This is a genomic window from Rhodopirellula sp. UH5 (assembly GCF_056839225.1).
Genome location: NZ_CM166390.1, coordinates 7,303,520 through 7,326,784 on the forward strand (window position 1 = coordinate 7,303,520; position 23,265 = coordinate 7,326,784).

Sequence of the window (23,265 nt, forward strand, 5' to 3'; positions counted from 1 at the left end):
TATGTTTGAATCTTCCGAGGCAATTGATTTGGTCCGTGAGGCATTGTTGGCCGCCGTTGTTTTGGCGCTGCCGATGTTGGCGGTCGGGATGCTGGCCGGATTGGTCATCGGTCTGATCCAGGCGCTCACGCAAATCCAAGATCAAACGGTTTCGTTTGTTCCGAAAATCATGGCGATGGCCGCGGTCTTGATCGCTTGTTTGCCGTGGTTGATGTCACGGATGGTTGAGTTCACTCGCCAGGTCTTTGAAGACGCAGGTGGTTTGTAGCGATGCAAGCCTTCGTTGATTTGATTTTCAGTCATCTCGTGCTCGGCACACTTGTGCTGACTCGCCTGGGCATGTTGCTGATGGCGATGCCGGCGATCGGTGTGGGGGTTCCCAAACGGATCCGAGCTTTGCTGGCACTGGTTCTGACAGCGATCTTGATGCCGACCTTGGCAGCTCAGTGTGACCAGCCTTCGATGCCAACGATCGAAAACTTGCCTGAACTGGCCGTTGCGATCGGTCGCGAGGCGTTGATCGGAATGCTGATCGGTGCGACCACTCAAATGGTGATCACCGGATTGCAACTGGCCGGGGAGGCCATCACCAGCACCGGCGGGATGCAGCTTGGTGATTCAGTGGACCCGACGACCTCCAGCAGCATGCCGGCGCTGGCGCGAATGGTCGGCATGTTGGTCACCACGGTGATGTTGATCACGGGAGGCCACCGGGTGGTGCTGCGTCTGCTGGTTGAAAGTTTCCAGCACATCCCGCCGGGCAACGTGCGGTTCACGGATTCGATGATGGACGCCGTGATTGTGGTGATGGGCAATTCGATGGCGAGTGGTGTTCGCGTGGCTGGTCCGGTGATCGCGGCGTTGTTGCTGGCGAACCTGGTGACCGGTTTGATCAGTCGGACATTGCCGCAGATCAACGTGTTGGCGATTGGGTTGTCAATCAACGCCCTGGCGATGCTGGTGGTCACGGCACTCACCATCGGCTCGGTCGCCTGGATGTTCCAAGAAGACTTGACGGCGAACGTCGAGCGCTTGTCCGCGATTTGGACCACGCCAGATGTCTGATTCCGGTGGAGACAAGAAACACTCAGCGTCAGAACGCAAACGCAGGCAGGCTCGCGAAAAAGGCCAGATCGCGAAAAGCCAAGACCTGACGTCAGCGACTCTGCTGCTGGCCGCGATTTGGGCGCTCTACGCCATCGGCGGAAACATGGCGGCCTATTTATCGGGAGGCATTGCGCATGCCCTCGGTGAAACCAAGTTGGCCCCCATGACCAACCAAGATGCCACGCAGTACATCTTGCAGATCTCACAGCGACTGGCGATGGCTGCGGTTCCGATGATGATTTTGATGTTCATCGGTGGCGTGTTGATCAACGTCTTCCAGTCGGGATTGTTGCTGTCGACTGAAAAGTTGATGCCCAAGCTGAGCAACATCAGCCCGATGTCCGGAGCCAAACGGATTCTATCCTTGCAGGGCGTGATGCGATTGGTGTTTGGGATGTTCAAAGTTGGCATCATCGGCGGCATCGCCTACTTAGCACTGCGAGCACACCATGGCGACGTGATCTCGATGGCGTCGCTGTCCGTGCCCCAATTGGCCAAGTCGATGTTTGACACCTTGTTCGGGGTGTCATTGTGGATTGGCGTGGGGTTGTTCGTGTTGGCGCTGCTTGAATATGTCTACCAGTGGTGGAAGACGGAACAAGACATGATGATGACGGACCAAGAGGTTCGCGATGAGATGAAGGACACCGAGGCGGACCCACAGGTCGCGGCACGTCGTCGGCAGGTCGCTCGTCAGTTGGCGATGGGGCAACTTGGAACGGAAGTCCCCAAGGCCGACGTGGTGGCCAGCAATCCAACGGAGCTTGCGATCGCGATCAAGTACGATCCGTTGACGATGCCGGCGCCCATCGTGGTGGCCAAGGGCGCAGGCATGATCGCTCAGCGGATTCGGCGATTGGCGTTGGAAAACAGCATTCCCGTGGTGGAACGCAAGGAGCTGGCTCAGGCTCTTTATAAATTGGTCGATGTGGGCCAAGAGGTTCCGGCGGAGCAATACCAAGCCGTGGCAGAAATCTTGCGGTACGTGTATCAAATGCAAGGCAAGAAAGTTCCTCAAGCAACCGCAGCCTGATCCTGATGACGTCTCCGATTCGACCCGAGCTGTTTCATTTCCTGGAAGACCTCACTGACAACAATCATCGGGAGTGGTTCGCTGATAACAAGGCACGCTACGAAAACGATGTTCGGCAACCGGCGTTCGAGCTGATTCGGCAACTCGCCGTTCCGCTGAAACGATCGGCGCCGATGCTGCGTGTGATTGACAAAACCCAAGGTGGATCGCTGATGCGGATTCACCGCGACACGCGGTTCAGCAAAGACAAGACGCCTTACAAGACCAACGTGGGGATCTCGCTGCGGCATGACGCGTGCTTCACCGGCACGGTGTCCGACGACATTCATGCGCCCGGTGGCTACGTTCATTTGTCCGCGGAAGAATGCTTTGTGGGGATGGGCGTGTGGCGGCCTCAGCGTGAATCTCTGGCGGCGATTCGAGCCGCCATCGCAGACGATCCCAACGCGTGGCGGCGGGCTCGCGATGCCAAGTCCTTTCGAACCTCATTTGAGTTGGGCGGGGACCGGCTGAAGACATCCCCGCGCGACTACGACCGCGACCATCCGATGATTGAGGACTTGCGGCGGATCGACTTCATCGGCATCGCCACGTTGGCCCCCAAAGAGATCACCGCCAAGGATTCGGTGGCCCGGATCACGCAATTGATTCGAGACGCCAAGCCGTTCATGCGGTTCCTCTGCGATGCGGTCGACGTGCCTTATTGATTCCGTTTTGTCACACTTTTTTGAAAGTGAAATCGGGAACTGGGGTTGCGGCAGTTCTGGCGGAAAGGCGATAGCTGATCCAACGTTGAATTTCCGAATCGTAGCACGTGGAGCGTTCTCAATGCCCCGTTTTAAAATGTCGCCTTTTTCGCATCGACTCACGGTCTGTGTTTGTTTGTTTGTCGGCAGCCAGTGTCTGGTTGCCACGTCGGTGTCTGCGCAAGACGCGGAGCCGGGAGCTTTCTCCAAGATGGCTCAAACACTCAACCCAGCGAACTGGAAGATGCCCTCGATGCCGAAGGCTCCCAGCTTTCGCATGCCATCCTTTTTGGTTCCCGACGACGATCAAAATCGGATTGTGGAACGCAAAGACGGGTTGATGACGGATGTGAAAACCACCGCGTCAGCGTCTTGGCAGCGAACCAAAGAAACATTCAATCCAGCTCGTTTGAATCCGATGAACATGTTCGCCGGAACGGGAACGGAATCGACAGCGACTGAAAAGTCCGATTCGCCTGGGTTCTTCAGTTCGATGTTCGGTGCTCCCAAAGCTGAAACGGGCCCCGAAGAACGAGTCGCCAACGTCAACGACTTCCTGGGCCAACAACGCCCCTGATCTCAGTGGGACGAATCATGCCGTGCTTTCCTGTTCAGCTCTGCTTCCCTGTTTAGCTGGGGCATTTCTTTTAGCTGGGGCATTGTTTCGGGGGAGGTTGCCACCGAGGACACGGAGTTCACCGAAAAAGGCGTCGAACCTCATCATTCCGTTGGGACGGGCTGAAATCGAGCTGCGATGTTCCTTTCAAACCGGTTGTTTTTCAATCGGAGCGGAGTGGTTCTGTGGCGACGATTCGTCGCCGGAAATCCTTTCTTGCGTGTTGGGGTGGGGTGGAGGATGATGGAGCGGACGGTTTCGGACTGGTCTTCTTCTCTTTTGAAAACGATTTCTGATGGCACTGCCTCCCTGGACGGTGGATTTGTTGCGACGTGGTGTGGCGGATTTGGCTCGGCAAGCGACCGATCCGGAAACCGCTCAGAACCTCAAGGACCAAGCCACGAAGTTGGTCGAGGAACTGCCCCGTGTGGCTCGCGAAAAGGTGGATTCGATCCTCAAGCAAGCCGAAGCCGGGGCGGGACCCTTTCGCGACGCGTGGGCCGGAGCCGCGTCCTTTCAGCGTCCCCATTCTCTGATCAATGGATCAGGGAATCTGACGCACGAACTTGGAAGCGGCGTGGCCGTGGACACAGCGGTGATGGCCGCTGCGGCGCCTTATTTGATGGGCGACTGCGTTCTGCCTCAGGGACAACGCTGCACTCAACCCGTTGAACGGTTTTTGTCCGACGCCAGTGGCACCGACATTCAAGTCCTGGTGGTCAACTCATTTGATGCAGGTTTGAGCCTGCTCGGACAGTGTGGCCGGCGATCCGGACGGATTCTCGTGCCGCGTTGTTGTGCGATCCCGATGCAAGCGGGCAGTTCCGCTTACTTGGCCGATGAATTGCAACGCTGGACCGGGGGCTCAGTCCGCGAAGTGGGCACGGCCGAAGGCTTCACAGAAGCCGACGTGGTCAGCGCGATGGGGGGCTGTCCCAGTCGATCGTTCGGCGGTCAACGAACCACGACCTTGGTGCGGTTGTCAAAAGCGTCCTGCTCGCTCGATCCGGAATCGCGACGCAAGCATCATGTTTCAGAAGTCGTGGTGGCACCCTCGATTCGGCTGTTGGGTGGGTCTTCGGAAAACTGCAGCAGTGCTGCGTCGTTGATCAAGGCAGGTGCTGATGCGGTTTTGTTGGGCGGCGGAGTTCTGACCGGAACACCTGGCATGGGCATGCTGATCGGACGCTCCGAATGGATGAAGGCGTGGGACGAAGACCCGCGTGTTTCGATGCTGCAGGCACCCGATGCGCTGGTCGCGATGTTGAACGCGGCGGCGCTTCTGGCTTGTGACAGTGGGTTGCCAGTGGACCGTTTGATCGCCGCCAGCGAAAGCAACTTGCACGATCGAGCGGAGCGATTGGCGACGCAGTTGTCAGGGGTGGACGGCGTGACGTCGGCGACGGTCACGCAGGAGCCTGCGTCGATGTCTCTCGACGCGGGCCAGTTGCCCTCTCGACAGGTGCTGTTGCGGGTCAACACGGCCAGCCCCGCGGTCATCGTCGAGCGATTGGCCAAGGGGGACGCGTGTTTGTTGGCAGAACCTTCCGATGACGGTGTGGCAATTGATCTGCGCTGGATCACACCCGACCAACAGGCTCGGATCTCGAAACTGTTTGCCGCAGCGATTCACTGAAGCGTTGGCCTCGGTCGCGGCTCGGTTTCAACTGATTGTCGCGAACACGCTCAGATCAACCCGCTGAGCGTTTTCAGGGACAGGGCGATCACGACGGCCAAGCCGATCCAGGCGAGCACTCGGATGGGCCAGGCGACATCGTGACGGTCCAAGGTGTGCAACTGCCAGACGATCACGCCGGCAAGCAAAGGAAAGCAAAGCACGGTCAGGGACTGGGCGATGACGATGAAGCTGACCAGGTCGACATCGGTCAACGCGGCCAGGCTGGCAACTGCCCATCCAGCGAGCAACGCTGCAATGGTGGCTCGCCGGACCGGTTGAGAGGATACTCGACAATCCGTTCCGATCGCGTCGCAGAAGACGACGCCGCCGATCAACGCGTTGACCAGGAACGAACTGGCCGCACCGGCGAAGATTCCGATGGAGAAAACGATCCGGGCCCAGGAACCGAACAGCGGTTCGAGTGACAAGGCGACGACGGACGCGTCGGTCAGATCCTTGGGGGCGATGTTGCCGTGCAGGGCTGTTGCGGCGGTGACGTAGATCATCCCCGTGATCAGGGCCAAGGAAGAAATTCCCACAAACACGTCGACCAAACCAGTCGAGAGGTTGTTGCGTTTCCAGCCTTTTTCTTTGACCTGGTAGGACTGGTAAAACGCACCGGCAACGGAGAACGTTGTGGCGACGAGCGCTGCCATGCTCATCCAAGCGATCGAAGCGTTGTCGGAACTGGCCACCGCTTCGGCTTCGGTTGGCAGCGTGGTGGTTGTGTCCGGGGTCGGCAAACGGGGGATCAGTCCGCCGATGACTTCGCTCCAATCCGGTGCCGATGCAAACATGCTGGCTCCAAACGAGAGAACCATTGCACCGACGAGGAACGCCATCGCTCGTTCGATCCAGCGATACAGGTCGCGGCGGCCGAGCCACACCAATGCAATGATGGCTCCGTTGAACAGCAGCAATCCCGATGCACGGCCGAGCGTTGACCATTTGTCCACTGTTTCGTGGCCAATGAAACCACTGACCGCCATCCACATCGCATTGTTGTTGGAGGCTTGGAACAACGTGATCGCAATCAGCAGGGATAACCCGACGACCCATGCGGCCCAGCGTCCAAAACGATCGGCGACCAGGCCGCACAGTGTTTTTTCTTTGCAAACGCCGATGGTCATCGAGGCAGCGGTCATTCCGATCATCAAAATGCCGGCCAGAGGCACGATCCACAGCAGATCAAAGCCTTCGCCGCACGCCACACGGCTGGCGCTGACGATGCTTCCGGGGCCGAGGACGACGGCCGCGACCACAATCGCGGGGCCAATTCGACGATATCGTTTCCAACCACTCTCGTTTACTGCTACCGGCTGTGTCACAATGAAGCCTTGTCGATGAACGAATGATTTGTTAGCCGCCTTCTGCGACCGCCAATGTTGAACAAGATCCTAGCCGCTGACCGCTTCGAAATGGGGCTGTGGGTGGGCCGAAATGCCGCCGATTCCATCCGAATGGCACTGAACGAGTACGGTCATGCCAATATCGTTGTGGCGACCGGTGCGTCCCAGTTTGAAGTTTTGTCGTCTCTGGCAGAACAACCAGGCATCGATTGGTCCAAAGTGACCGGTTTCCATCTCGACGAGTATGTTGGGATATCGCCGGATCATCCCGCTTCGTTTTGCAAGTACCTTCGCGAACGCTTTGTCGAAAAGGTTTCGCCAGGTGAGTTTCATTTTCTTCGTGGGGATCACGACCCGGTGGAAACGATGAAGCGTGTGGGCGATTTGCTTCGTCAAACACGCATCGACGTGTCCTTGGTGGGAATCGGTGAGAACGCGCACCTGGCGTTCAATGATCCGCCCGCCAACTTCACCACCACCGACCCGTATCTTTTGGTGGACTTGGACCAACGGTGTCGCGAGCAACAGGTCGGCGAAGGTTGGTTCTCGTCTCTCGAGGAAGTGCCGACGCAAGCGATCAGCATGTCGGTTCAGCAGATCCTGAAGTCACGTCAGATCTTCTGTTCCGTGCCCGACGCTCAAAAGGCCGAAGCGGTTGCGAAAACATTGTCGGTGGTCAACGACCCCATGGTTCCGGCTTCGGCACTGCATCAGCATCCCAATGCGACACTGATCATTGACATCGCGTCGTCCGCTGATCTGGATCGCGACACTCGCAATTCGATGGAGCCTGGCAATTGAGCCACGTCGATCTGCAAGTCAACGGTTACGCGGGCGTGGATTTCAACGGCGATGAGTTGTCGATCGAGCAGGTTCTGGACGCCTGTCGAGCCATGCGATCGCATCAGGTGGATCGGTGCTTGGGCACGGTGATCACCGACTCGATGGACGCCATGTGCGCGCGCATCGGCCGCCTGGTGGACGCGATGGAACAGGATGACGAGGTTGCGAACACGGTCGCTGGAATCCATGTGGAAGGACCGTTCCTTTCCCCTTTGGATGGCTACGCGGGGGCGCATCCCAAATCCGAGATCCGTGCCGCGAATCTGGAGGACGCGCAGCGATTGGTGGATGCAGGCCGCGGGCATGTTCGATTGGTCACGTTGGCACCGGAGCAAGACTCCGCCGGCAAGACAACGAACTGGTTGAGTGATCAGGGAATCATCGTGGCGGCAGGGCACACCAACGCGACGTTGAAGGATTTGGATGTCGCGATGGATTCTGGGCTGACCATGTTCACTCACCTGGGCAACGCGTGTCCCTCGGAAGTGCCTCGTCACGACAACATTGTGCAGCGAGTTCTCTCACGTGCCTCGCGGTTGGCGATCAGCTTCATTGCCGATGGCTTTCACATTCCGATGATGGCGCTGGGCAACTATTTGAAGTGTGTGCCCGAACAGAACATCATCATCGTCAGTGATGCGATCAGTGCGGCTGGGTTGGGGCCTGGGACGTATGCCTTGGCCGGTCAAAACGTGCACGTGGATGATGACGGTGCGGCCTGGGCCGAGTGCCGCACACACTTCGCTGGCTGCGCCACATCGGTTCAGAGCATGACGGAAAAGCTCCGCCAAGAATTGAGCATCGACGAGGCCCGCATACAGGCTTGGACCCAGACCAATCCGGCGCGATTGCTGGACGGAAAGTAGTTGCCGAGCGTCAGCTTGAGATTGGAATTCTTGGTCGATTCGAAGCCACAACCCAGGGCGTTGCCCTGGGCTGCCCCGTTGGGGCGAAGTCGAGGAACAAAACCTGCGCAGTCCAAAGCGGTGTCAAAACCAAACACTTCGCGGCCCAGGCGAACGCCCAAACGGCTCACATGGTTGTGCCTGCTCATTCCTGCCGAGCGTCTCTAGGAGCGGACAATCTCCGGAGCACCAATCAGTTGTGCCCCGTTTCCATCGTTGAAATACACTCGGTTGCGACCCATGTTTTTCGCGGAATACAGAGCCTCGTCGGCGCGACGCACGATGGGACCGATGACCAAGTCTTCATGTGGCGTGCTCAGCCCGACGCTCAACGTGACGGTCAAATCGGCGGAGCCGATTTCGATGGTGTCATTGGCCATGCGTTCTCTTAGTTTGTTGGCCTTGTCCGCTGCCACTCGGATTGGCAGATAGGTCAGGATCGCGAATTCCTCGCCGCCAAATCGCGAGACGATCTCGGCGTCTTGCATGCCGTTGCCCAGGCGTTGAGAAATCTGTTGCAAGACAACGTCGCCGATGGGGTGACCGTGCGTGTCGTTGATCATTTTGAAGTGATCGATGTCGATCAAGATCAGCGTGAAGGACTTGCCGCCACCGCGGTAAGCCACAAAGAGTTCATCCAGTTTTTTGTCGAACGCGCGGCGGTTGTACAATCCCGTCAACCCGTCTGTGCGAGCTTCTGTCAGGTAGGACTGAATCTGCTCAGTCTGTTCTTCCAGCTGTTTTTCGGCGGCCTCCAACCGAGTTTGCAATTCGGTGTTGGTGGACATGATCTGATTGATCAGCGTCACCATGCGAGCGTCGCTGGCGTGTTGGTTGTCAGCTTGGTTGCCGGTACGAGTGGATCCGGATCGCGATTGTTGGATGCTGATTCGCATCGCGTCGCTGAGTTCGCCCAGTTCGCTTTGGTAGTTCGAAACGTTGCCAGAGTATTCGTTGGTCCATCGCGAAAGACCTTCGAGCAAACCCAGCATTCGCTGACGTTCGTCCTCGTGAATGATCGGACCTTCGGGGACGGCAGTCGGGAGTTTGCGTCGCCGCCGGCCAACGAAATAGCCTATTGCAACCAAGACCGCTGCAAAGAAGAAACCAGCGGCGATCAGAGACGGATTCACGGTGCTGCGAAGGGTAGCAAGGAGGCCCTCAGCATTGGCCGAAGACAGCGGTCAGGAAGTCAAAGTCGGGGATGGACCAGGGGATCCATTCGTGGTGACTGGGGGGGCGATCATTTCGCCGCGCGCTATCACAACGAGTCCACTGTCAGTGACTGTTAGACCACGAGCGCGGTCCATCGCCAGATCATATCCAATTTCTGTTTCTGGCGGGATCTGAACTCCCTTGTCGATGATGGCGCGGCGGATGCGACTATGGCGGCCGACGTTCACATCGTCAAATAAAATGCTGTCTTCAACTTGAGCGTAGCTGTTGATGCGACAGCCCGTGCCGATGACGCTGCGGCGAACACAACCGCCACTGATGATTGCGCCTTGGCAGACGATTGAATCCAATGCTTCCCCGCGACGTGACGAGCGGCCTTCGCTGCCGAAGACAAACTTGGGGGGCGGCAGTTGAGGCTGGAACGAACGGATCGGCCACTGTCGGTCATACAGATTCAGTTGAGGATCAACGCCAACCAGGTCCATGTTGGCTTCGTAGTAAGCCTCCAGCGTGCCGACATCTCGCCAGTACGCTTCGCGTTTGCGATTCTCGTCGGTGAACGGGAACGCAAAGACTTGGCTGTCCTTGATCGCACCCGGGATGATGTTTTTGCCGAAGTCGTGGTCACTGTCGGGCTGAGTCGCGTCGTCACACAGTCGCTCGAACAGGAACCGGGTGTTGAACACGTAGATGCCCATGGATGCCAAGCAGACATCGGGATCGTCGAGTGTGGGACGCGGGTTTTCTGGTTTTTCCTGAAATTCCACCAACCGATTGTCGGTGTCGACCTGCATCACGCCGAACTGTCTTGCTTCCTCGCGACTGACACGCAGCGCGCCGACGGTGACATCCGCGCCTTTGCGATGATGAAAGTTCACCATCGATTCATAGTTCATTTTGTACAGGTGGTCGCCTGCCAAAATCACCACGTATTCGGGGGCTTCGCGTTCAATCGCGTAGATGTTTTGGTAGACCGCGTCGGCGGTGCCTTGGTACCAATTGTCATCGATGCGTTGCTGAGGCGGAACGACGTCGATGAATTCGCCCAATTCACGGCAGAAATAGTTCCGCCAGGCCACGTTGATGTGTCGGTCCAGCGACTGGGCTTTGTACTGCGTCAACAGCAACAGCCGTCGCATATCGCTGTTCAAACAATTGCTCAGCACAAAGTCGATGATGCGATAAGCGCCGCCAATGGGCACCGCCGGCTTCGCTCGATCGCGCGTGAGTGGTTCCAGTCGTGAGCCACGACCTCCGGCCAAAATTACCGTTACTGTTTGTCGCATCATGGATTCGTGGTTTCCTACCGCGTTGGGCATGTCGGCACCCGCAACATGCTGAACGAGCATGCTAGCAAAGTCCCTTGTTGACTGTCGAGCGGAAATTAGTTTTCCCTCATTGGCGTGAAAGGGAATTTCATGCGTCGATGCGGAACAGCTTGACCATTTTGACATTCGACAGCGTGAGTGCGCACGTTGCTCAATAACGCACACCCGATTGGCGATCTCAGCCAGGCGATTCGTGTGTTCTTGCCTGCTGCGAGCGTGAGACCCAGGGATTGCACATTTGGGACCGAACCGGGGACTCAGGGGCACAATTCGGAGGTGTGCGTCGAAATTCATCTCCGGTTCAAAGTGAACCAAACGGGCATCCTCCTCAGTAGTACTGCTCTGAAAAGTCATGGCAATCCGTGCCGGAGTCGGAGGCGAGCTTTCCATGACAAGAGTTTGGCCGAGGTCTCGCGATGGTGCGTTGACTTCGCCACGGTACGAGCGAAGTATCACTCACCCCGACCATCCCCTCTCAGGAGAAAATATTCACGATGCGAAATCAATGGAAACCAATCAGTTTTGCTTTGGGAAGTTTGTGGCTTGCCACGCTGACCACCGCTGTCGTGGTGAGTTTGCCGGATGGCATGCGGTCCGACGCGATGGCGGATCAAACGAATCGGGCTGCGACGTCGATCGATCCGGGGCAGGGACTGAACACGGCTCAGGATTTGTCGGCTTCCTTTCGAACCGTTGCCGAAGCGATGCGTCCCAGCGTTGTCAGCATCAGTTCCAAGACGACGGCCAAGTCCGTGAGCAATCGTTTGCCGCCGGGACTGCGAAGCCAGTTGCCGCCTGGGTTCGATGATTTCTTTGAGGAGCGTTCGCGAGGCGGCCAGCAGATGCCCGCTCGCGAAGGCCAGGGCAGTGGTGTGGTTGTTCGAGAAGACGGGTACATCCTGACCAACAATCACGTGGTGGAAGGCGCCGACGAAGTGTATGTGGAGCTGAGCGACGATCGCCGATTGCCCGCCGAAGTGGTGGGGACGGACCCCGAAACAGATTTGGCGGTCTTGAAAATTGAAGCCGAAGGCCTGCGGGCGATCGCCTTCGGTGATTCCGATGCCATTCAAGTCGGTGATTGGGTGCTGGCGATCGGCAGTCCCTTCGGTTTGGATCAAACGGTGACCGCGGGCATCATCAGTGGCAAGAATCGCAACCGTCAGATCGTTAACAACGGTCAAGGATTCGAGGACTTCTTGCAAACCGACGCGGCCATCAACCCGGGGAATTCAGGTGGCCCATTGGTGAATTTGCGTGGCGAGTTGGTCGGGATCAACACTGCCATTCTTTCTCGCAGCGGTGCCAGCGCCGGCATCGGATTCGCAATCCCTGTTTCGCTGGCTCGGCCCGTGCTGACGTCGATTATCGAAAACGGTCAAGTGCGGCGAGGATTCTTGGGGGCCCAAGTCCGCGATGTGACGCCGGAGTTGGTCGATGAAATGGGTTTGAAGGTCAAAGACGGTGCGCTGATTCAAGGCGTGTTGGACAAACAACCCGCCGCGAATGCGAATCTGCAACCAGGCGATGTGGTTGTCAGTGTGGATGGAAAGAAAGTCCGTAGCAGTTCGCAATTGGTCAACTACATCGCCAGTCGCCCTCCAGGGGCGAGCGTGTCGATGGTCATCAATCGCGACGGCGAAACGCTGGACAAGACCGTTGATCTGCAAGAGCGAACCAGTGAAGCGATGGCGATGTTCCATGGCGGCAGTGTTCTGGGTGCCAAGCTCGAACCAATCACTCCTGAATCCGCTCGGCGCTATGGATACACGGGAATGGAATCGGGATTGATCGTGGTCGGAGTCGAAGACGATGGAATCGCGGCGGAGTCGGGACTGATGGCCGGCGATGTGATCGAAAGTGCCGGTGGAAACGCGGTCCAATCGGTGAACGAATTGCAAGTGATCATTGCGGAAGCCAAGCGGCAAGGCATCCCATTGCGATTGATCATTCGTCGTGGGAACACCCGGATGATCGTTCCGCTGCAGTGATGGCGATGAGTTCTGGTGGTGGGTGCATCGCGTTTCATTGCGATGCATCCGCGGAGACGGAATGAAGAGGGATCCGAAGAATGCGAACGGGCCGGTGAAATTCACCGGCCCGTTTTTGTTTATACTTCGGTCGGCATCGCTTTCTTTCGGCATTCATTCAATCAAGACATTCATCCATGTCCCACGCGCCGCACTCACCGTACAGCCAACCGGTTCCGAATTCATCGTCCGGTGGCGGTGGTTCTTCCAAGAACACGGTGATCATCGTCGCAATTGTTTCGGTGACGATGTTGCTGATGTGCGGAGGTGTCTTGGGGCTGGGGTACTACGCGGTCGAAAGGCTTGCCAGCGAACTCAATGCGGTCAACTACGACTACATGGCCGACGACGAGGAGACCCCCACGGCCTTGCAGCACGCGTTGTCGGAAAATGAAGTCCTCCAAGAAAAGGTGGGCGAGATTGAGTCGGTTGAGTTCGCCGCGGAGCACAACCTCGACAATTCGGTCTACACCGACGAGTACTTTTACCGCGTGATTGGAACGGTGGGCGAGGCGATCGTGCGGGTCGAGGTCAGCGCCAAGGAAGACGAATGGTTCGACCGCGTGGATTTGATTCCCGACGAGACGGACTTGGACACGCGAGTGCAGTTGGAGACCATTCCTGTGCCCTTCGATTCCGCGATGGCGCAATCGACTCACGAGTTGATCAAAGAGAATCCAACGATCCTGGAAGAAGTTGGAACGGTCCAGTACGTCGCCTACGATTGGGAACTGACCGACGACCACACCGACGCGGAAGCGGCCAGCTACGTGTTTGTGGTCCGAGGCGATGCGGGGGAAACCCACGTCCGAGTCTTGTTCAATGACTACGACTACGTGACCGTCGAGCGAATCGAGTGGTTGGAGGATCCAAACGCACCCGAACTTCTGTTCGGTGAACCAGAGGAAGATTCGTCGTCCAAGCAAGGAACTTCGCCAGCGGACGAAGCGAAGCCAGCCGAAATTGAGCCTAGCGAATCTGATTCCAAATCCGACGATGCCGAATTGGACGAGTGATCGGTTCTGAAGCTTGAATCAGATGAGTGCAGGTCCCAGCCCCGCGCGGAGTTTGGGCAGCGGCGAATGCTAGCGCGAACGGTTCAGCCACGAAGTGGCGACAAGATGGTGCCATTGGCGTCAGCCGATGGACACGGCTGGCGTGAACGTTTCAGCCACGAAGTGGCGGCAGGATGTAGCCATTGGCGTCAGCCAATGGAACCGGCAAGGAACGAGTTCACCAAGTCCTGACGGGACGACAGGTGTCATGCCAGGTCTCGACACCTGTCACCCCTTCGGGGCTTTTGGGGTGTGGGTTGTCGGGCATCCACGGGCTCGCGCCCGTGGCGACAACGTGTCGTCCCGTTGGGACTGGTTGGATGGTTGTGTCGAGAGGGCTCGCGTGAACGTTCCAGCCACGAAGTGGCGACAGGGTGTAGCCATTGGCGTTAGCCAATGGAACCTGAAGGGACGACAGGTCTCTTGCGTTCAGGCTTGGTAGGCGTTGGAGACGGCTTCGTGGACGATTTTGCCGGCGTGGATGTTGACTGCGGTTTGAAGCGGGCCAGTGTCTTGCAGGACGCCATCCATTCCTGCCGCAGCGACTTTCATGACCCACCGCATCGTCGCGTTGCAGAGCGCGAAGGTGCTGGTCCGGCCGACCGCTCCGGGCATGTTGGCGACGCAGTAGTGGACGACCTCGTCGATGATGAACGTGGGCTCGCTGTGCGTGGTCGGGCGACTGGTTTCGATGCAACCGCCTTGGTCGACCGCGACATCGATGACCACTGCACCCGACTTCATGATGCGAAGGTCTTCGGCGCGAACCAAGTTGGGCGCGCGGCCGCCAGGGATCAACACGGAACCAATCACAAGGTCGGCTCGTTCCAGTTGTTCGACGATGTTGTGCCGATCGCTGTACAACGTGTTCACGTTGGCGGGCATCACGTCATCGAGGTACCGCAAGCGGTCCAGGTTGACGTCCAAGATCGCCACGTCGGCTTGGAATCCAGCGGCGATTTTGGCCGCGTTGGCGCCCACCACGCCGCCACCCAGGATGGTGATGTGAGCGGGGGCGACACCAGGAACACCACCCAGCAAGATGCCACGTCCCATTTGAGGTCGTTCGAGGAACTTCGCACCTTCTTGGATGCTCATCCGGCCGGCCACTTCGCTCATCGGTGTCAACAGCGGAAGTTGTCCCGAGCTGTTGCGGAGCGTTTCATACGCGAGGCAGGTCGCGCCGCTATCGAGCATGGCTTTGGTCAGCGAGTCGTCGGCCGCGAAGTGAAAGTACGTGAACACCAGTTGGCCGGGACGAATCAATTCGTACTCCGAAACCTGAGGCTCTTTGACTTTCACAATCAAGTCCGCTCGCGCGAAAATGTCTTCGGCCGTGGCAACCAATTCGGCACCCGCCCGGAGGTAGTCATGGTCGGGCAACCCCGATCCCAGGCCCGCCCCGGCTTGCACCAAAACGGTGTGACCGGCTTGAGTCAGTTCTGCGACCCCGACGGGCAACATGCCAACACGGTATTCGTCGGTCTTGATTTCCGAGGGCACGCCAACAATCATGAATCACTCTGTTTGATGAAATTCGTTCAAAAGGGTTTGGTGAAGTCGGTCCGCCTCTTCTTGTCGCAAACGCACCACGTTGTTGAAGTCGTCAAGATCATCGGGCTTCAGGTACAGGTGACATCGCTCGACTGCATCACTGGGCAAGGAGTGGTCGTCCGAAGGAACGTAAAACCAATCGTTGGTGGTGATCGCAATGGGAACGCTGCGATGTTGGGTGATAACACGCTCCGTTGGCGAAGGCGACGAGGCATTTGAAGGCAAAGATTCCTCGGGGTTGGATTCTTCCGTTGGAGTGTCCACAACGTTTTCACCAGCAAACAGATGGGTTGGCAAAAGGTCCCCACTCGGGTTGCCCAATCGGATGCCGATCACCGCAGCGACTTCATCGGCCGAGGCAACCAATCGAGATCGCAGCCCAGATCCACCGGAGCAGACCAGCGGCACGTGCAGGTGACACGAACGCCAGGGACCGGTGCGATGCCCGATCGAACCGTTTTGTCCCAGGGCAAAACCGCTGGTCCCACTGAGCACGATCGTTTCGTCGGGCTCCAGCACCGAACTCAGGATGTCGAGCATGGCGTCGACCAATTTGATCTGACACCCATAGGTTCGCATCCAGGTGGTGATCCAGTCCGGATCGTCGTCCGCGGTCATGGAATGGTTTGGCGGAGTGGCTGATTCGACGATGAAGGGCACGGGATCATGGTCGTCGCCGAGTTCCTCTGCCGGAAGGTCCTCCCCGGATTCCTCATCGTAGTAGCTGGGTTCGTCCGCGATGGTGTCGTCGCTGAGTTCGCGAGGGGCGTCCCAACAATGCGTGAGGAAACGCGTGTGCAGCCAGACCGAGTCGCCTTGTGCGATTCGGTCCGCAGCGAGGGCGGTCAAGCGACCGATGGAGGTGTCCTCGATATCAATTGTGTCGGATTCATCGTCCGCGTCGGGTGCCGTCGGCACGTCGCTTTCCAGCAAAATGATCTCATCGAACACGGCGGCGGAATCTCGTTCCAGCAATCGCGGGTCGTCGGTGATCACGACGATGTGGTTTGACTGTGGCGTCTCCGCCAGCGTGTTCGCCCACCGGTCCCATTGTTCCAGTGGATCGGTGACCGGCGTGATCGCTCGGTTCCACGTGGTGCCTTCGGCCGCCAGGCGATCGATAGCGGGGGTTCGATTCCAAGACGACCCGTAGGCGGAGATCGCAGCGGGGGTGAATCCTTCCAGCGTGAAGATCAGCATGCGTTGCTTGGGACCAAATTTGCGTTGCGGCAGAAAACGTGACGTAGGGTTGAAAGTGCAGTCTATCGCGGCACGGTCACTCTCAGAATGACGGGAGCACCGATTGTCGCGGTTGGAACGATTTTTCAACCACTCATCGAATACGCTCCGCCATGAATTCGGCTTCTTCCGTCAGTTCTTATCCCGCTTCGTCCACCTCAGCCTCGCCGGTGGTGGTGCCACCAGCCTCGCAAGAAGCCAAGGGCAAATTTCAATCGGGGCCACGATTCGGAACCACGGTTCTGACGCAACCCGAAGCCTCGGTCGCGACAGCTCCTCCTTTTGTTCGCGACACCGTGAACGTTTGGGATGTGCCCTTTGATCGCTTGGACATGTGGCAATCGGTCGATGCGATCGATCAATTGATCATCGCTGGAACGCCTCAGTACGTGATCACGGCGAACCTGAATTATTGCATGCTGCATCACCGGTCAACGCAGTTGCAACAGATCACTCATCGGGCGGCACTGGTCTTGGCGGACGGGCAACCGATCGTGGCTCGCAGCAAATTGACCGACCGACCACTTCCCGAACGAGTCGCTGGCAGCGAACTGATCATTCACTTGTGCGGACGGGCGGCCCAGCGTGGTCATCGTGTCTACTTCTTAGGCGGTGCACCCGGTGTTGCCGACAAAGCGTCCCAGCGATTGAAAGCCATGTACCCAGGTCTGCGAATCGCTGGTTGCGAATCGCCGCCCTTTCGCGATTTGAAGCCGGATGAACAGGCGGCTCAAGACGCGAGAATTCGTGAGGCCGGAACGGACCTGTTGTTCGTGGCGTTTGGGCAACCCAAAGGGGAGCAATGGATCGCTGAACATGCCGCTCGCATCGGTGTGCCCGTCAGCATTCAGCTGGGGGCTTCGTTCGACTTTTTGGCCGGGACCGCGAAACGCGCCCCCAAAATCTTCCAAAGCATTGGGATGGAGTGGGCCTATCGAATGCTCAGCGACCCCAAACGGTTGGTGCCTCGCTACATGTCCAACATCGGCTACCTGTGTTCCGCGTTGACCGCGGATTGGAAGAACACGGTCAAGAGCTGGGGCATGAGTTCCTGAGTTCAAATAAGCTCGAAATCGGAATCAGCCGCCGTTGGCGGTGACAATGCTCGGGTCGGGTTGCCACAAATACAGGAACGTTGGCATCGCACTGCGATCCAAACCTGGCAACTGAATGGGCAAGATCGAAGTCATCGGAACATTGGGTGTGACATCAAATTCAGACATCGCTCGGTCGTTGTCTCGACGCAGAAGAACCAAGGCGGGCGAAGACGAAAGACCCGCCATGCTTCCAGCCAGTGACACGGCGTCGTCGAGGTACCCCGTTTGGTCGACCAATCCCAGTGAGCGAGCTTGCTGTCCGGAAACCACGCGGCCATCAAACGGAATCAGGTCGCCGGGTTCATCCTCCGGCATTTCCCCGTCCGCGTCTTCCAATTCGTCCATGTTCGCTGCGTTGGTGCCGCTGGTGACCACCAAACGATCTCCACGGGATGAGCGGACTTGTGCAATGAAACGTTCGTGGAATTCATCGGCCATCGCTTGCAACAAATCACGCTCTTCGCGTTGCATCATTCGCTCGGGCGATCCAACGTCGATTTTGTCTCCCGATTTGATCGGCAGGGAAACAATGTTGAACTGGCCCAGCGTGTCTTCCATGTTGTAGTTGTTCAAGATCACGCCGATGCCGCCAACAACCGAGGTTGGGTGCGCGACGATGGCATCGGCATGGGTGGCCAGGTAGTACGCGCCCCCAGTTCCGGTGGTCATCAAGCAGGCAACGACAGGGATACCACGAGCCTGCTTGAGGTGCTGAAGCTGGTGAGCCAGCATGTCCGAGGCCGTCACGCCTCCCCCGGGCGAATTGATCCGCAGGACAACGGCGGAGATGGTGGGGTCGGATTCGATCCAACGCATCTTTTCGCGAAACAGGGCGACAGGATTCTCTCCCATCGAGCCAAACCCGCTGAAGTTGCGGTCGATCAGCAACCCGTCCACATCCACAATCGCGATTCGTGAGTTGGAACCAGGCGACGCGGCGTCGATCTCAACCGGACGGATAGGTGAGGCGGTGTTGTCGGTCTTGCTGACCGTGGTCATCGTGCCGTTCATGTTGATGTCGCCGTCGACACCCATGTCTCCTTGGACGCCCATGTCGCCATCGATCCGCATGTTCCCACCGACCAACGCTCGCATGGGATGCGAGCAACCTGCCACGCTCATCACGCATACCCAGGCGAGAATGCTCGTGCAGAACGCCCGTGCGACGGAGAGACGACAAGATTTTTCGCGGCGCGGCACGTGGTTTCCTGACGCGAGCGGGATGACGGAGTGGGACGCGTGCCAACGATGGATCGCCCGTTCAATCGAATCGAACGTTTCGCTCGGGAGAATGAGTTGGATGCGTGCGACCGTCGTGACACGCACAACCAACAGAATCGTCGCAATCGTTAAAGTGGATGATTGGCGAGGGCGACAAAACTCGATTGGATTTGCCGAGTGCTGTCTCGAATGAGCTAAGGTTCGACATGACCTTGCTTCTCATCTTGATTCTGTTGGCGATCATTCCGTGGTCGATCCCGATGCTTCGCGGCGCCCGCACCTGGACGTTGGTGATGGCCGTGTTGTTTTTAGGAACGGTCTTTGGGCCAGCCTTTTTCGCGTTCAACGGAGTCATTCAAATCAGTCTGGACCGATTGCTTTGGGCCGCAGTGATCGGAGTCACGATTTTTCGCGTTCTGACGGGTGAGAACCAATTGCCCGCGCTGACCCGAACCGATGGCATCGTGTTTGGATTTGTCGCGGTGGGGCTGCTGAGCTGCTTGCGATTTGGAATGTTTGGCGACGCCCAGCCACCGATTGCTCGGTGGTTGTTTTACATGGCGCTGCCGTGCAGCTTGTATGGGGTGATGCGAACAGCGACGTTCACGCCGCAAGACATTCGCCGGATGGTGACCGTGTTGATTGGGTTGGGGGCGTACCTTGCGTTCACTGGCGTGATGGAAATGTGGGATGTTCGCGCTTTGGTGTTCCCTCGGTTTATCAACGATCCGGAAATCTGGGAATTCTATGGTCGTGGACGAGGCCCGTTGCTCAATCCCGCTGGGAATGGGATTTTGCTAACCATGGCATTGGCCGCTTGTGCCAGTCGCTTCTTGGAATGCGGACGCCATGGCAAGGCTTGGTACGCATTGCTGGCATTGTTGATGCTGGCGGGTTGCTATTCAACTTTGACGCGGAGCGTTTGGTTGGGGGCGATCGCGGCGATCGGGGGCATCGGGTTGATTTATGTCCCTCGCCGGATTCGGATCGTGGCTCTCGCCGGTGTGGTCGTCTTCAGCGGCGCGATGGCGATGGGACTGAAGGATCAAATCATGAGCATGAAACGCGACAAAGCATTGAGTGCTGCGGACGCTGCCAAGAGTGTGGAGTTGCGACCTTTGCTGGCTTTGGTTGCTTACGAGATGTTCTTGGACCGGCCTCTCGGCGGGCACGGGTATGGTCACTACTTTGATGCGGCGGAACCCTATCACGCGATTCGACGCCACGGCGTGCCGTTGGAATCCGCCCGGCCCTACATGCAACACAACGTCTTCTTGTCGGTGTTGGTCGATTTGGGGTTGATCGGCTTCAGCCTGCACCTGTTGCTGTTGACGGTGCTGTTTTGTCTTGCCTGGCAGTTTGCGTCCGCCAAACATGCTGACTCGACGAGGTCAGAGATGCGAGCGACGTTGTTGGACGAGGGCACCGAAGACTACCGCCGAACCGTTGGCATCTTGATGCTGGGATTGCTCAGCGGTTACGTGTGCAACGGGATGTTCCACGAAGTCGGCATCATTGCGATGGTGCACATGTATTTGTTTGCCACCGCAGGTGTTCTGGTCACGTTGCATCAGTCGTCAGAGTCACCTGTTGTGAGTCCAGCGATTCGTTGGAATCCGTTTCTTCAGTGGTCACCCAATTCAAACGCTGCCCATGCTGCGGTCCACGTCGAACCAAATTCTTCCCGCGGTCAACACTCGTTCTGAGTCCGTTGGGCCAGTTTCCAACCAAATGCGGTTGGGCTTTTTGGGTGGCCCAGTCCTCTGGAGTCAGCCGGATGGATTGAAGAGCTTCAGGCAGTGGAACCGCATCATTGACCGACAGCTCCATCAGCCATGAAAGAGCCATCAAGGGTTCCAATGCGGTGCTAGACAGATCCAGACCGAGCAATGACACGCTTTGCAGGTGATCGCAGCGTGCCAAGATCGAAATGCCTTTCGCCGTCAATGCCGTGTCATCCAAACGCAAACGCCGAAGGTTCTTCAGGTTCGGCAAGTCTCGCAGATCATCGTCATGCAGTGGTGTGGCGATGGCGTTGAATTCCTGCAGGCCGGGCCAGCACAGGAAGTGCTTAGCCAATCCCTGGGGATAACGACTGCCAGGCAGAATCAGCGAGTGCAGTTGGCGACTTTGCGTCAGGCTGCTGAGCGTCGACGATGTCAGCACGCCTCGTTCAAGTGTGAAGGAGAGGAGACGGGGGACATTTTGGATCACGATGTCCTTTGTCTTTGGCCGGCGAATGGAGATATCGGTCAGGCTGGGAAGATTGACGACACGGATGGTTTCGGCGCCAGGTGCGATGCGCAATCGGCTGGCCAACGAGTCCAAGTTCACCAATTCGATGTGTTTGGCTCGCAAGGTTCTTGAGGTGAAGGCGCGTCTCAATTTGGGCTGGTCAATGATCCGGATGGATTGGAGTTCTTCCCACGGCAATTCCAAAACTTCCCAGTGGTTGTGCATGGCTAGCAGGCGAGGGACCACCTCCGGGTCAATGTCGGCTCCTGAGACGGATAGTTCTCGGAGCGAACTGACGTTGCAAAGTTCATCCAGCTGATCCGACTCAATTCCGCAATGGTCCAGCGTCAGGGTCTTCAGGAAGGAACACGCTTGGAGTTTTGACAACTCGCACGTGGTCAGATTCATGCCATGCAGGTTCAATGATTGAAGCGAAGGGAGCGAGGCTGCAAAGGCCATCAACCCCTTGGGCGACTTTCGTTTGGGAAGAGGGGTTCCCGATGCCATGGCAGCGAACAATCGAGCGTCAACGAATTCAGGAGACGCTTCCCAACCATGCACGCTGCGACGGAAACGCCCGTTTCCGCCGGCGCGTGGGTGCTTGACGCGAACGGTGTGCAATCGGGGGCATTCCGACACTTCCCACTGGTCAAAATTCTCGCCCGCTAAATCCAGGCTCGAGAGCGAACTGAGGCCGGACATCTTCAGCGACGATACCCACACGATGAAGCCGTTTTCGTATTCCGACCAGTCCATCGAAGAGGTCATCGCACCGATCCCCTGCACATTGCGCAAACGTGGCAGTTCTAGCAGGCGGAGATGGATGGGAATGCCCGCGTCCACGGACAGTTCCGTCAAGGCAGGCATCAGGCGAACCGTCAGTTCGGATGCACGCGGATTCCTTTCGTCAGCCCGCCGCAGGTGACGAATCGAGAGCGACTTCAGATTGTTGGATTCTTCGAACAACCATGAATCAACGCTGGGGCCAATGGTTTGGATTTCCAACGAGGTCAGTGAGGGAACCAACAACTCATCGGTGCATAGTGCGGTGCCCGGAATGCGACGCAATGACAACGACGCCAGACTCGTCAGAGACTGCACTTGAAGCTTCGGGGCGGGACCAAGTTCCGTGGACGTCTCGATGTTTTTGAATGAGAGCGAGAGGCTGCGAAGCGACGGCAAGCGTTCGAGGACCGTGTTCGCACTTTCAATGCTCGGGATGTTCGACCAGCGGAGGCCGGTGACCCAGGGATTTTCTTGAATCGATTGAAGTGTCTGCGGATCGATGTCGCCTTGCAGTGAAATGAACTGAATCGATGGGTAGTCGCTCCAATCAATCGACTGCATGTCGGATTCAGGGAGGCACTGGACGTGAACCGCGTGGGTCCAAGGACCGCGAAGAACGAGAGGCAATCGAGCGACCAATGGATGGTTGGTCGACCGAGCCAGAGTGACTCGCGATTCATCGTTCAACGTTTGCAGAGTGCGTTGGGTGGAATAAAAGTGCCAGGCAGAAACCACCAAGCCCACCGACACAATGCTCAGCAAGGCGTGACGGTAACGAGTGTTTTCGATCTGCTTGGGGGACCACAGGACATTCCAAGGTGATTGCCCGGGACGGACGTGGTAGGCGGCGTGGCCAGCCAAAGCGAGCAAGCCGATGCAAAACCAAAGGTCAATCGCCAATCCCAAACCCAACGTGCTCCAGTTCTCCAAGCCATCCTGCCCTTCATTCTCTGAGAACCGTGCTTGGTAAGCGTCCAAAGGGAATCCGCCGACGTACCATCCATGCCGAGGGCGAGGTGTGTTTGGCACTGCCTGTCCCATGGCAATCGAATCTGCCAAGGGGGCGCCAATGGGCGAAAGGTCCGTTTCCGCGACCATCAAGTCCGTGGCATCCCGCAGGAAGTTTTCGGTCACCAATCGCGGTTTCCAAGCCATTCCGAATAGCGTTCCGAGAATGGCCAGCGTCGCGATCGTCCGTATCCATCGACGCTGAGCCGACTTCAAAGTGACTTGTCTGGTAGGCAGCTTGTTCATAGTGGATCCAACA

General features: G+C 57.6%; 18 protein-coding genes and 1 pseudogene. 12 read left to right on the forward strand and 7 right to left on the reverse strand.

All coding sequences use genetic code 11. The annotated features are described in order from the left end of the window. Position 1: 1 nt before the first annotated feature. From fliQ to UH5x_RS26195, 6 genes are all read left to right on the forward strand, one after another. Positions 2-268, forward strand: coding sequence for a flagellar biosynthesis protein FliQ (fliQ, locus tag UH5x_RS26170; RefSeq protein ID WP_047817540.1), 267 nt, complete (start codon positions 2-4; stop codon positions 266-268). A gap of 2 nt (positions 269-270) precedes the next feature. Then, complete coding sequence (locus tag UH5x_RS26175; protein ID WP_047817539.1) at positions 271-1,065, forward strand: flagellar biosynthetic protein FliR; 795 nt, start codon at positions 271-273, stop codon at positions 1,063-1,065. Next, a complete protein-coding gene (locus UH5x_RS26180) occupies positions 1,058-2,140 on the forward strand; it encodes an EscU/YscU/HrcU family type III secretion system export apparatus switch protein (protein WP_047817538.1) in 1,083 nt (360 codons plus the stop codon). Before UH5x_RS26175 ends, UH5x_RS26180 begins: the two co-directional genes overlap by 8 nt. Positions 2,141-2,145: 5 nt before the next feature. Beyond that, positions 2,146-2,847, forward strand: coding sequence for a DUF2461 domain-containing protein (locus UH5x_RS26185; RefSeq protein ID WP_047817537.1), 702 nt, complete (start codon positions 2,146-2,148; stop codon positions 2,845-2,847). Positions 2,848-2,968: 121 nt separating this feature from the next. Further along, positions 2,969-3,463 carry a hypothetical protein gene (locus tag UH5x_RS26190; RefSeq protein WP_236696776.1) on the forward strand — a complete coding sequence of 165 codons (495 nt, stop codon included), beginning with the start codon at positions 2,969-2,971 and terminating at the stop codon, positions 3,461-3,463. 334 nt (positions 3,464-3,797) lie between these two features. Then, on the forward strand, positions 3,798-5,138 hold the full coding sequence (locus tag UH5x_RS26195; RefSeq protein ID WP_047817535.1) for a PLP-dependent aminotransferase family protein: 1,341 nt from the start codon (positions 3,798-3,800) through the stop codon (positions 5,136-5,138). 50 nt (positions 5,139-5,188) lie between these two features. Here the strand turns inward: UH5x_RS26195 and UH5x_RS26200 are convergent, their stop codons facing one another. Next, a complete protein-coding gene (locus UH5x_RS26200; RefSeq protein ID WP_482634187.1) occupies positions 5,189-6,508 on the reverse strand; it encodes an NRAMP family divalent metal transporter in 1,320 nt (439 codons plus the stop codon). A gap of 54 nt (positions 6,509-6,562) precedes the next feature. Between UH5x_RS26200 and UH5x_RS26205 the strand changes: the two genes are divergently transcribed. Continuing rightward, a complete protein-coding gene (locus UH5x_RS26205) occupies positions 6,563-7,330 on the forward strand; it encodes a glucosamine-6-phosphate deaminase (protein ID WP_047817533.1) in 768 nt (255 codons plus the stop codon). Then, on the forward strand, positions 7,327-8,238 hold the full coding sequence (locus tag UH5x_RS26210; RefSeq protein ID WP_482634188.1) for an N-acetylglucosamine-6-phosphate deacetylase: 912 nt from the start codon (positions 7,327-7,329) through the stop codon (positions 8,236-8,238). Before UH5x_RS26205 ends, UH5x_RS26210 begins: the two co-directional genes overlap by 4 nt. Before the next feature lie 203 nt (positions 8,239-8,441). Here UH5x_RS26210 and UH5x_RS26215 read toward each other — a convergent pair whose 3' ends face one another. Next, on the reverse strand, positions 8,442-9,410 hold the full coding sequence (locus UH5x_RS26215) for a GGDEF domain-containing protein (RefSeq protein WP_482634189.1): 969 nt from the start codon (positions 9,408-9,410) through the stop codon (positions 8,442-8,444). A 51-nt stretch (positions 9,411-9,461) separates the two neighbouring features. Continuing rightward, complete coding sequence (gene glgC / locus UH5x_RS26220; RefSeq protein WP_047817530.1) at positions 9,462-10,802, reverse strand: glucose-1-phosphate adenylyltransferase; 1,341 nt, start codon at positions 10,800-10,802, stop codon at positions 9,462-9,464. A 473-nt stretch (positions 10,803-11,275) separates the two neighbouring features. Here glgC and UH5x_RS26225 point away from each other — a divergent pair, with 473 nt between their 5' ends. Beyond that, the gene (locus UH5x_RS26225) at positions 11,276-12,772 is read left to right on the forward strand and encodes a Do family serine endopeptidase (protein WP_047817529.1); all 1,497 of its coding nucleotides are present in this window, start codon (positions 11,276-11,278) and stop codon (positions 12,770-12,772) included. Between the two features lie 176 nt (positions 12,773-12,948). Further along, positions 12,949-13,827: a hypothetical protein gene (locus UH5x_RS26230; protein WP_047817528.1), complete on the forward strand. Its 879-nt coding sequence runs from the start codon at positions 12,949-12,951 to the stop codon at positions 13,825-13,827. 468 nt (positions 13,828-14,295) lie between these two features. On the opposite strand, the gene ald is transcribed toward UH5x_RS26230, so the two are convergent. Continuing rightward, complete coding sequence (gene ald / locus UH5x_RS26235) at positions 14,296-15,381, reverse strand: alanine dehydrogenase (RefSeq protein ID WP_047817527.1); 1,086 nt, start codon at positions 15,379-15,381, stop codon at positions 14,296-14,298. A gap of 3 nt (positions 15,382-15,384) precedes the next feature. Then, positions 15,385-16,620: a sulfatase gene (locus UH5x_RS26240; protein WP_482634190.1), complete on the reverse strand. Its 1,236-nt coding sequence runs from the start codon at positions 16,618-16,620 to the stop codon at positions 15,385-15,387. Positions 16,621-16,772: 152 nt separating this feature from the next. On the opposite strand from UH5x_RS26240, the gene UH5x_RS26245 reads away from it, so the two are divergent. Continuing rightward, entirely contained in the window at positions 16,773-17,714 is a 942-nt protein-coding gene (locus UH5x_RS26245; protein ID WP_482634191.1) for a WecB/TagA/CpsF family glycosyltransferase, read from the forward strand. A 24-nt stretch (positions 17,715-17,738) separates the two neighbouring features. Here UH5x_RS26245 and UH5x_RS26250 read toward each other — a convergent pair whose 3' ends face one another. Next, the gene (locus tag UH5x_RS26250; protein WP_482634192.1) at positions 17,739-18,878 is read right to left on the reverse strand and encodes a S49 family peptidase; all 1,140 of its coding nucleotides are present in this window, start codon (positions 18,876-18,878) and stop codon (positions 17,739-17,741) included. A gap of 983 nt (positions 18,879-19,861) precedes the next feature. Here UH5x_RS26250 and UH5x_RS26255 point away from each other — a divergent pair. Then, a pseudogene (locus tag UH5x_RS26255) lies at positions 19,862-20,236 on the forward strand (O-antigen ligase family protein); the annotation flags it as partial. 301 nt (positions 20,237-20,537) lie between these two features. On the opposite strand, the gene UH5x_RS26260 reads toward UH5x_RS26255, so the two are convergent. Then, a complete protein-coding gene (locus UH5x_RS26260) occupies positions 20,538-23,252 on the reverse strand; it encodes a leucine-rich repeat domain-containing protein (RefSeq protein WP_482634193.1) in 2,715 nt (904 codons plus the stop codon). Between the last annotated feature and the right edge of the window lie 13 nt (positions 23,253-23,265).

Coding starts and splice junctions, on each gene's coding strand:
- ald (WP_047817527.1), bottom strand. CDS start 15,381: ATGATTGTTGGCGTGCCCTCGGAAATCAAGACCGACGAATACCGTGTT.
- glgC (WP_047817530.1), bottom strand. CDS start 10,802: ATGCTCGTTCAGCATGTTGCGGGTGCCGACATGCCCAACGCGGTAGGA.
- UH5x_RS26190 (WP_236696776.1), top strand. CDS start 2,969: ATGCCCCGTTTTAAAATGTCGCCTTTTTCGCATCGACTCACGGTCTGT.
- UH5x_RS26250 (WP_482634192.1), bottom strand. CDS start 18,878: ATGAGCGTGGCAGGTTGCTCGCATCCCATGCGAGCGTTGGTCGGTGGG.
- UH5x_RS26205 (WP_047817533.1), top strand. CDS start 6,563: ATGTTGAACAAGATCCTAGCCGCTGACCGCTTCGAAATGGGGCTGTGG.
- fliQ (WP_047817540.1), top strand. CDS start 2: ATGTTTGAATCTTCCGAGGCAATTGATTTGGTCCGTGAGGCATTGTTG.
- UH5x_RS26180 (WP_047817538.1), top strand. CDS start 1,058: ATGTCTGATTCCGGTGGAGACAAGAAACACTCAGCGTCAGAACGCAAA.
- UH5x_RS26195 (WP_047817535.1), top strand. CDS start 3,798: ATGGCACTGCCTCCCTGGACGGTGGATTTGTTGCGACGTGGTGTGGCG.
- UH5x_RS26240 (WP_482634190.1), bottom strand. CDS start 16,620: ATGCTGATCTTCACGCTGGAAGGATTCACCCCCGCTGCGATCTCCGCC.
- UH5x_RS26245 (WP_482634191.1), top strand. CDS start 16,773: ATGAATTCGGCTTCTTCCGTCAGTTCTTATCCCGCTTCGTCCACCTCA.
- UH5x_RS26185 (WP_047817537.1), top strand. CDS start 2,146: ATGACGTCTCCGATTCGACCCGAGCTGTTTCATTTCCTGGAAGACCTC.
- UH5x_RS26230 (WP_047817528.1), top strand. CDS start 12,949: ATGTCCCACGCGCCGCACTCACCGTACAGCCAACCGGTTCCGAATTCA.
- UH5x_RS26175 (WP_047817539.1), top strand. CDS start 271: ATGCAAGCCTTCGTTGATTTGATTTTCAGTCATCTCGTGCTCGGCACA.
- UH5x_RS26260 (WP_482634193.1), bottom strand. CDS start 23,252: ATGAACAAGCTGCCTACCAGACAAGTCACTTTGAAGTCGGCTCAGCGT.
- UH5x_RS26225 (WP_047817529.1), top strand. CDS start 11,276: ATGCGAAATCAATGGAAACCAATCAGTTTTGCTTTGGGAAGTTTGTGG.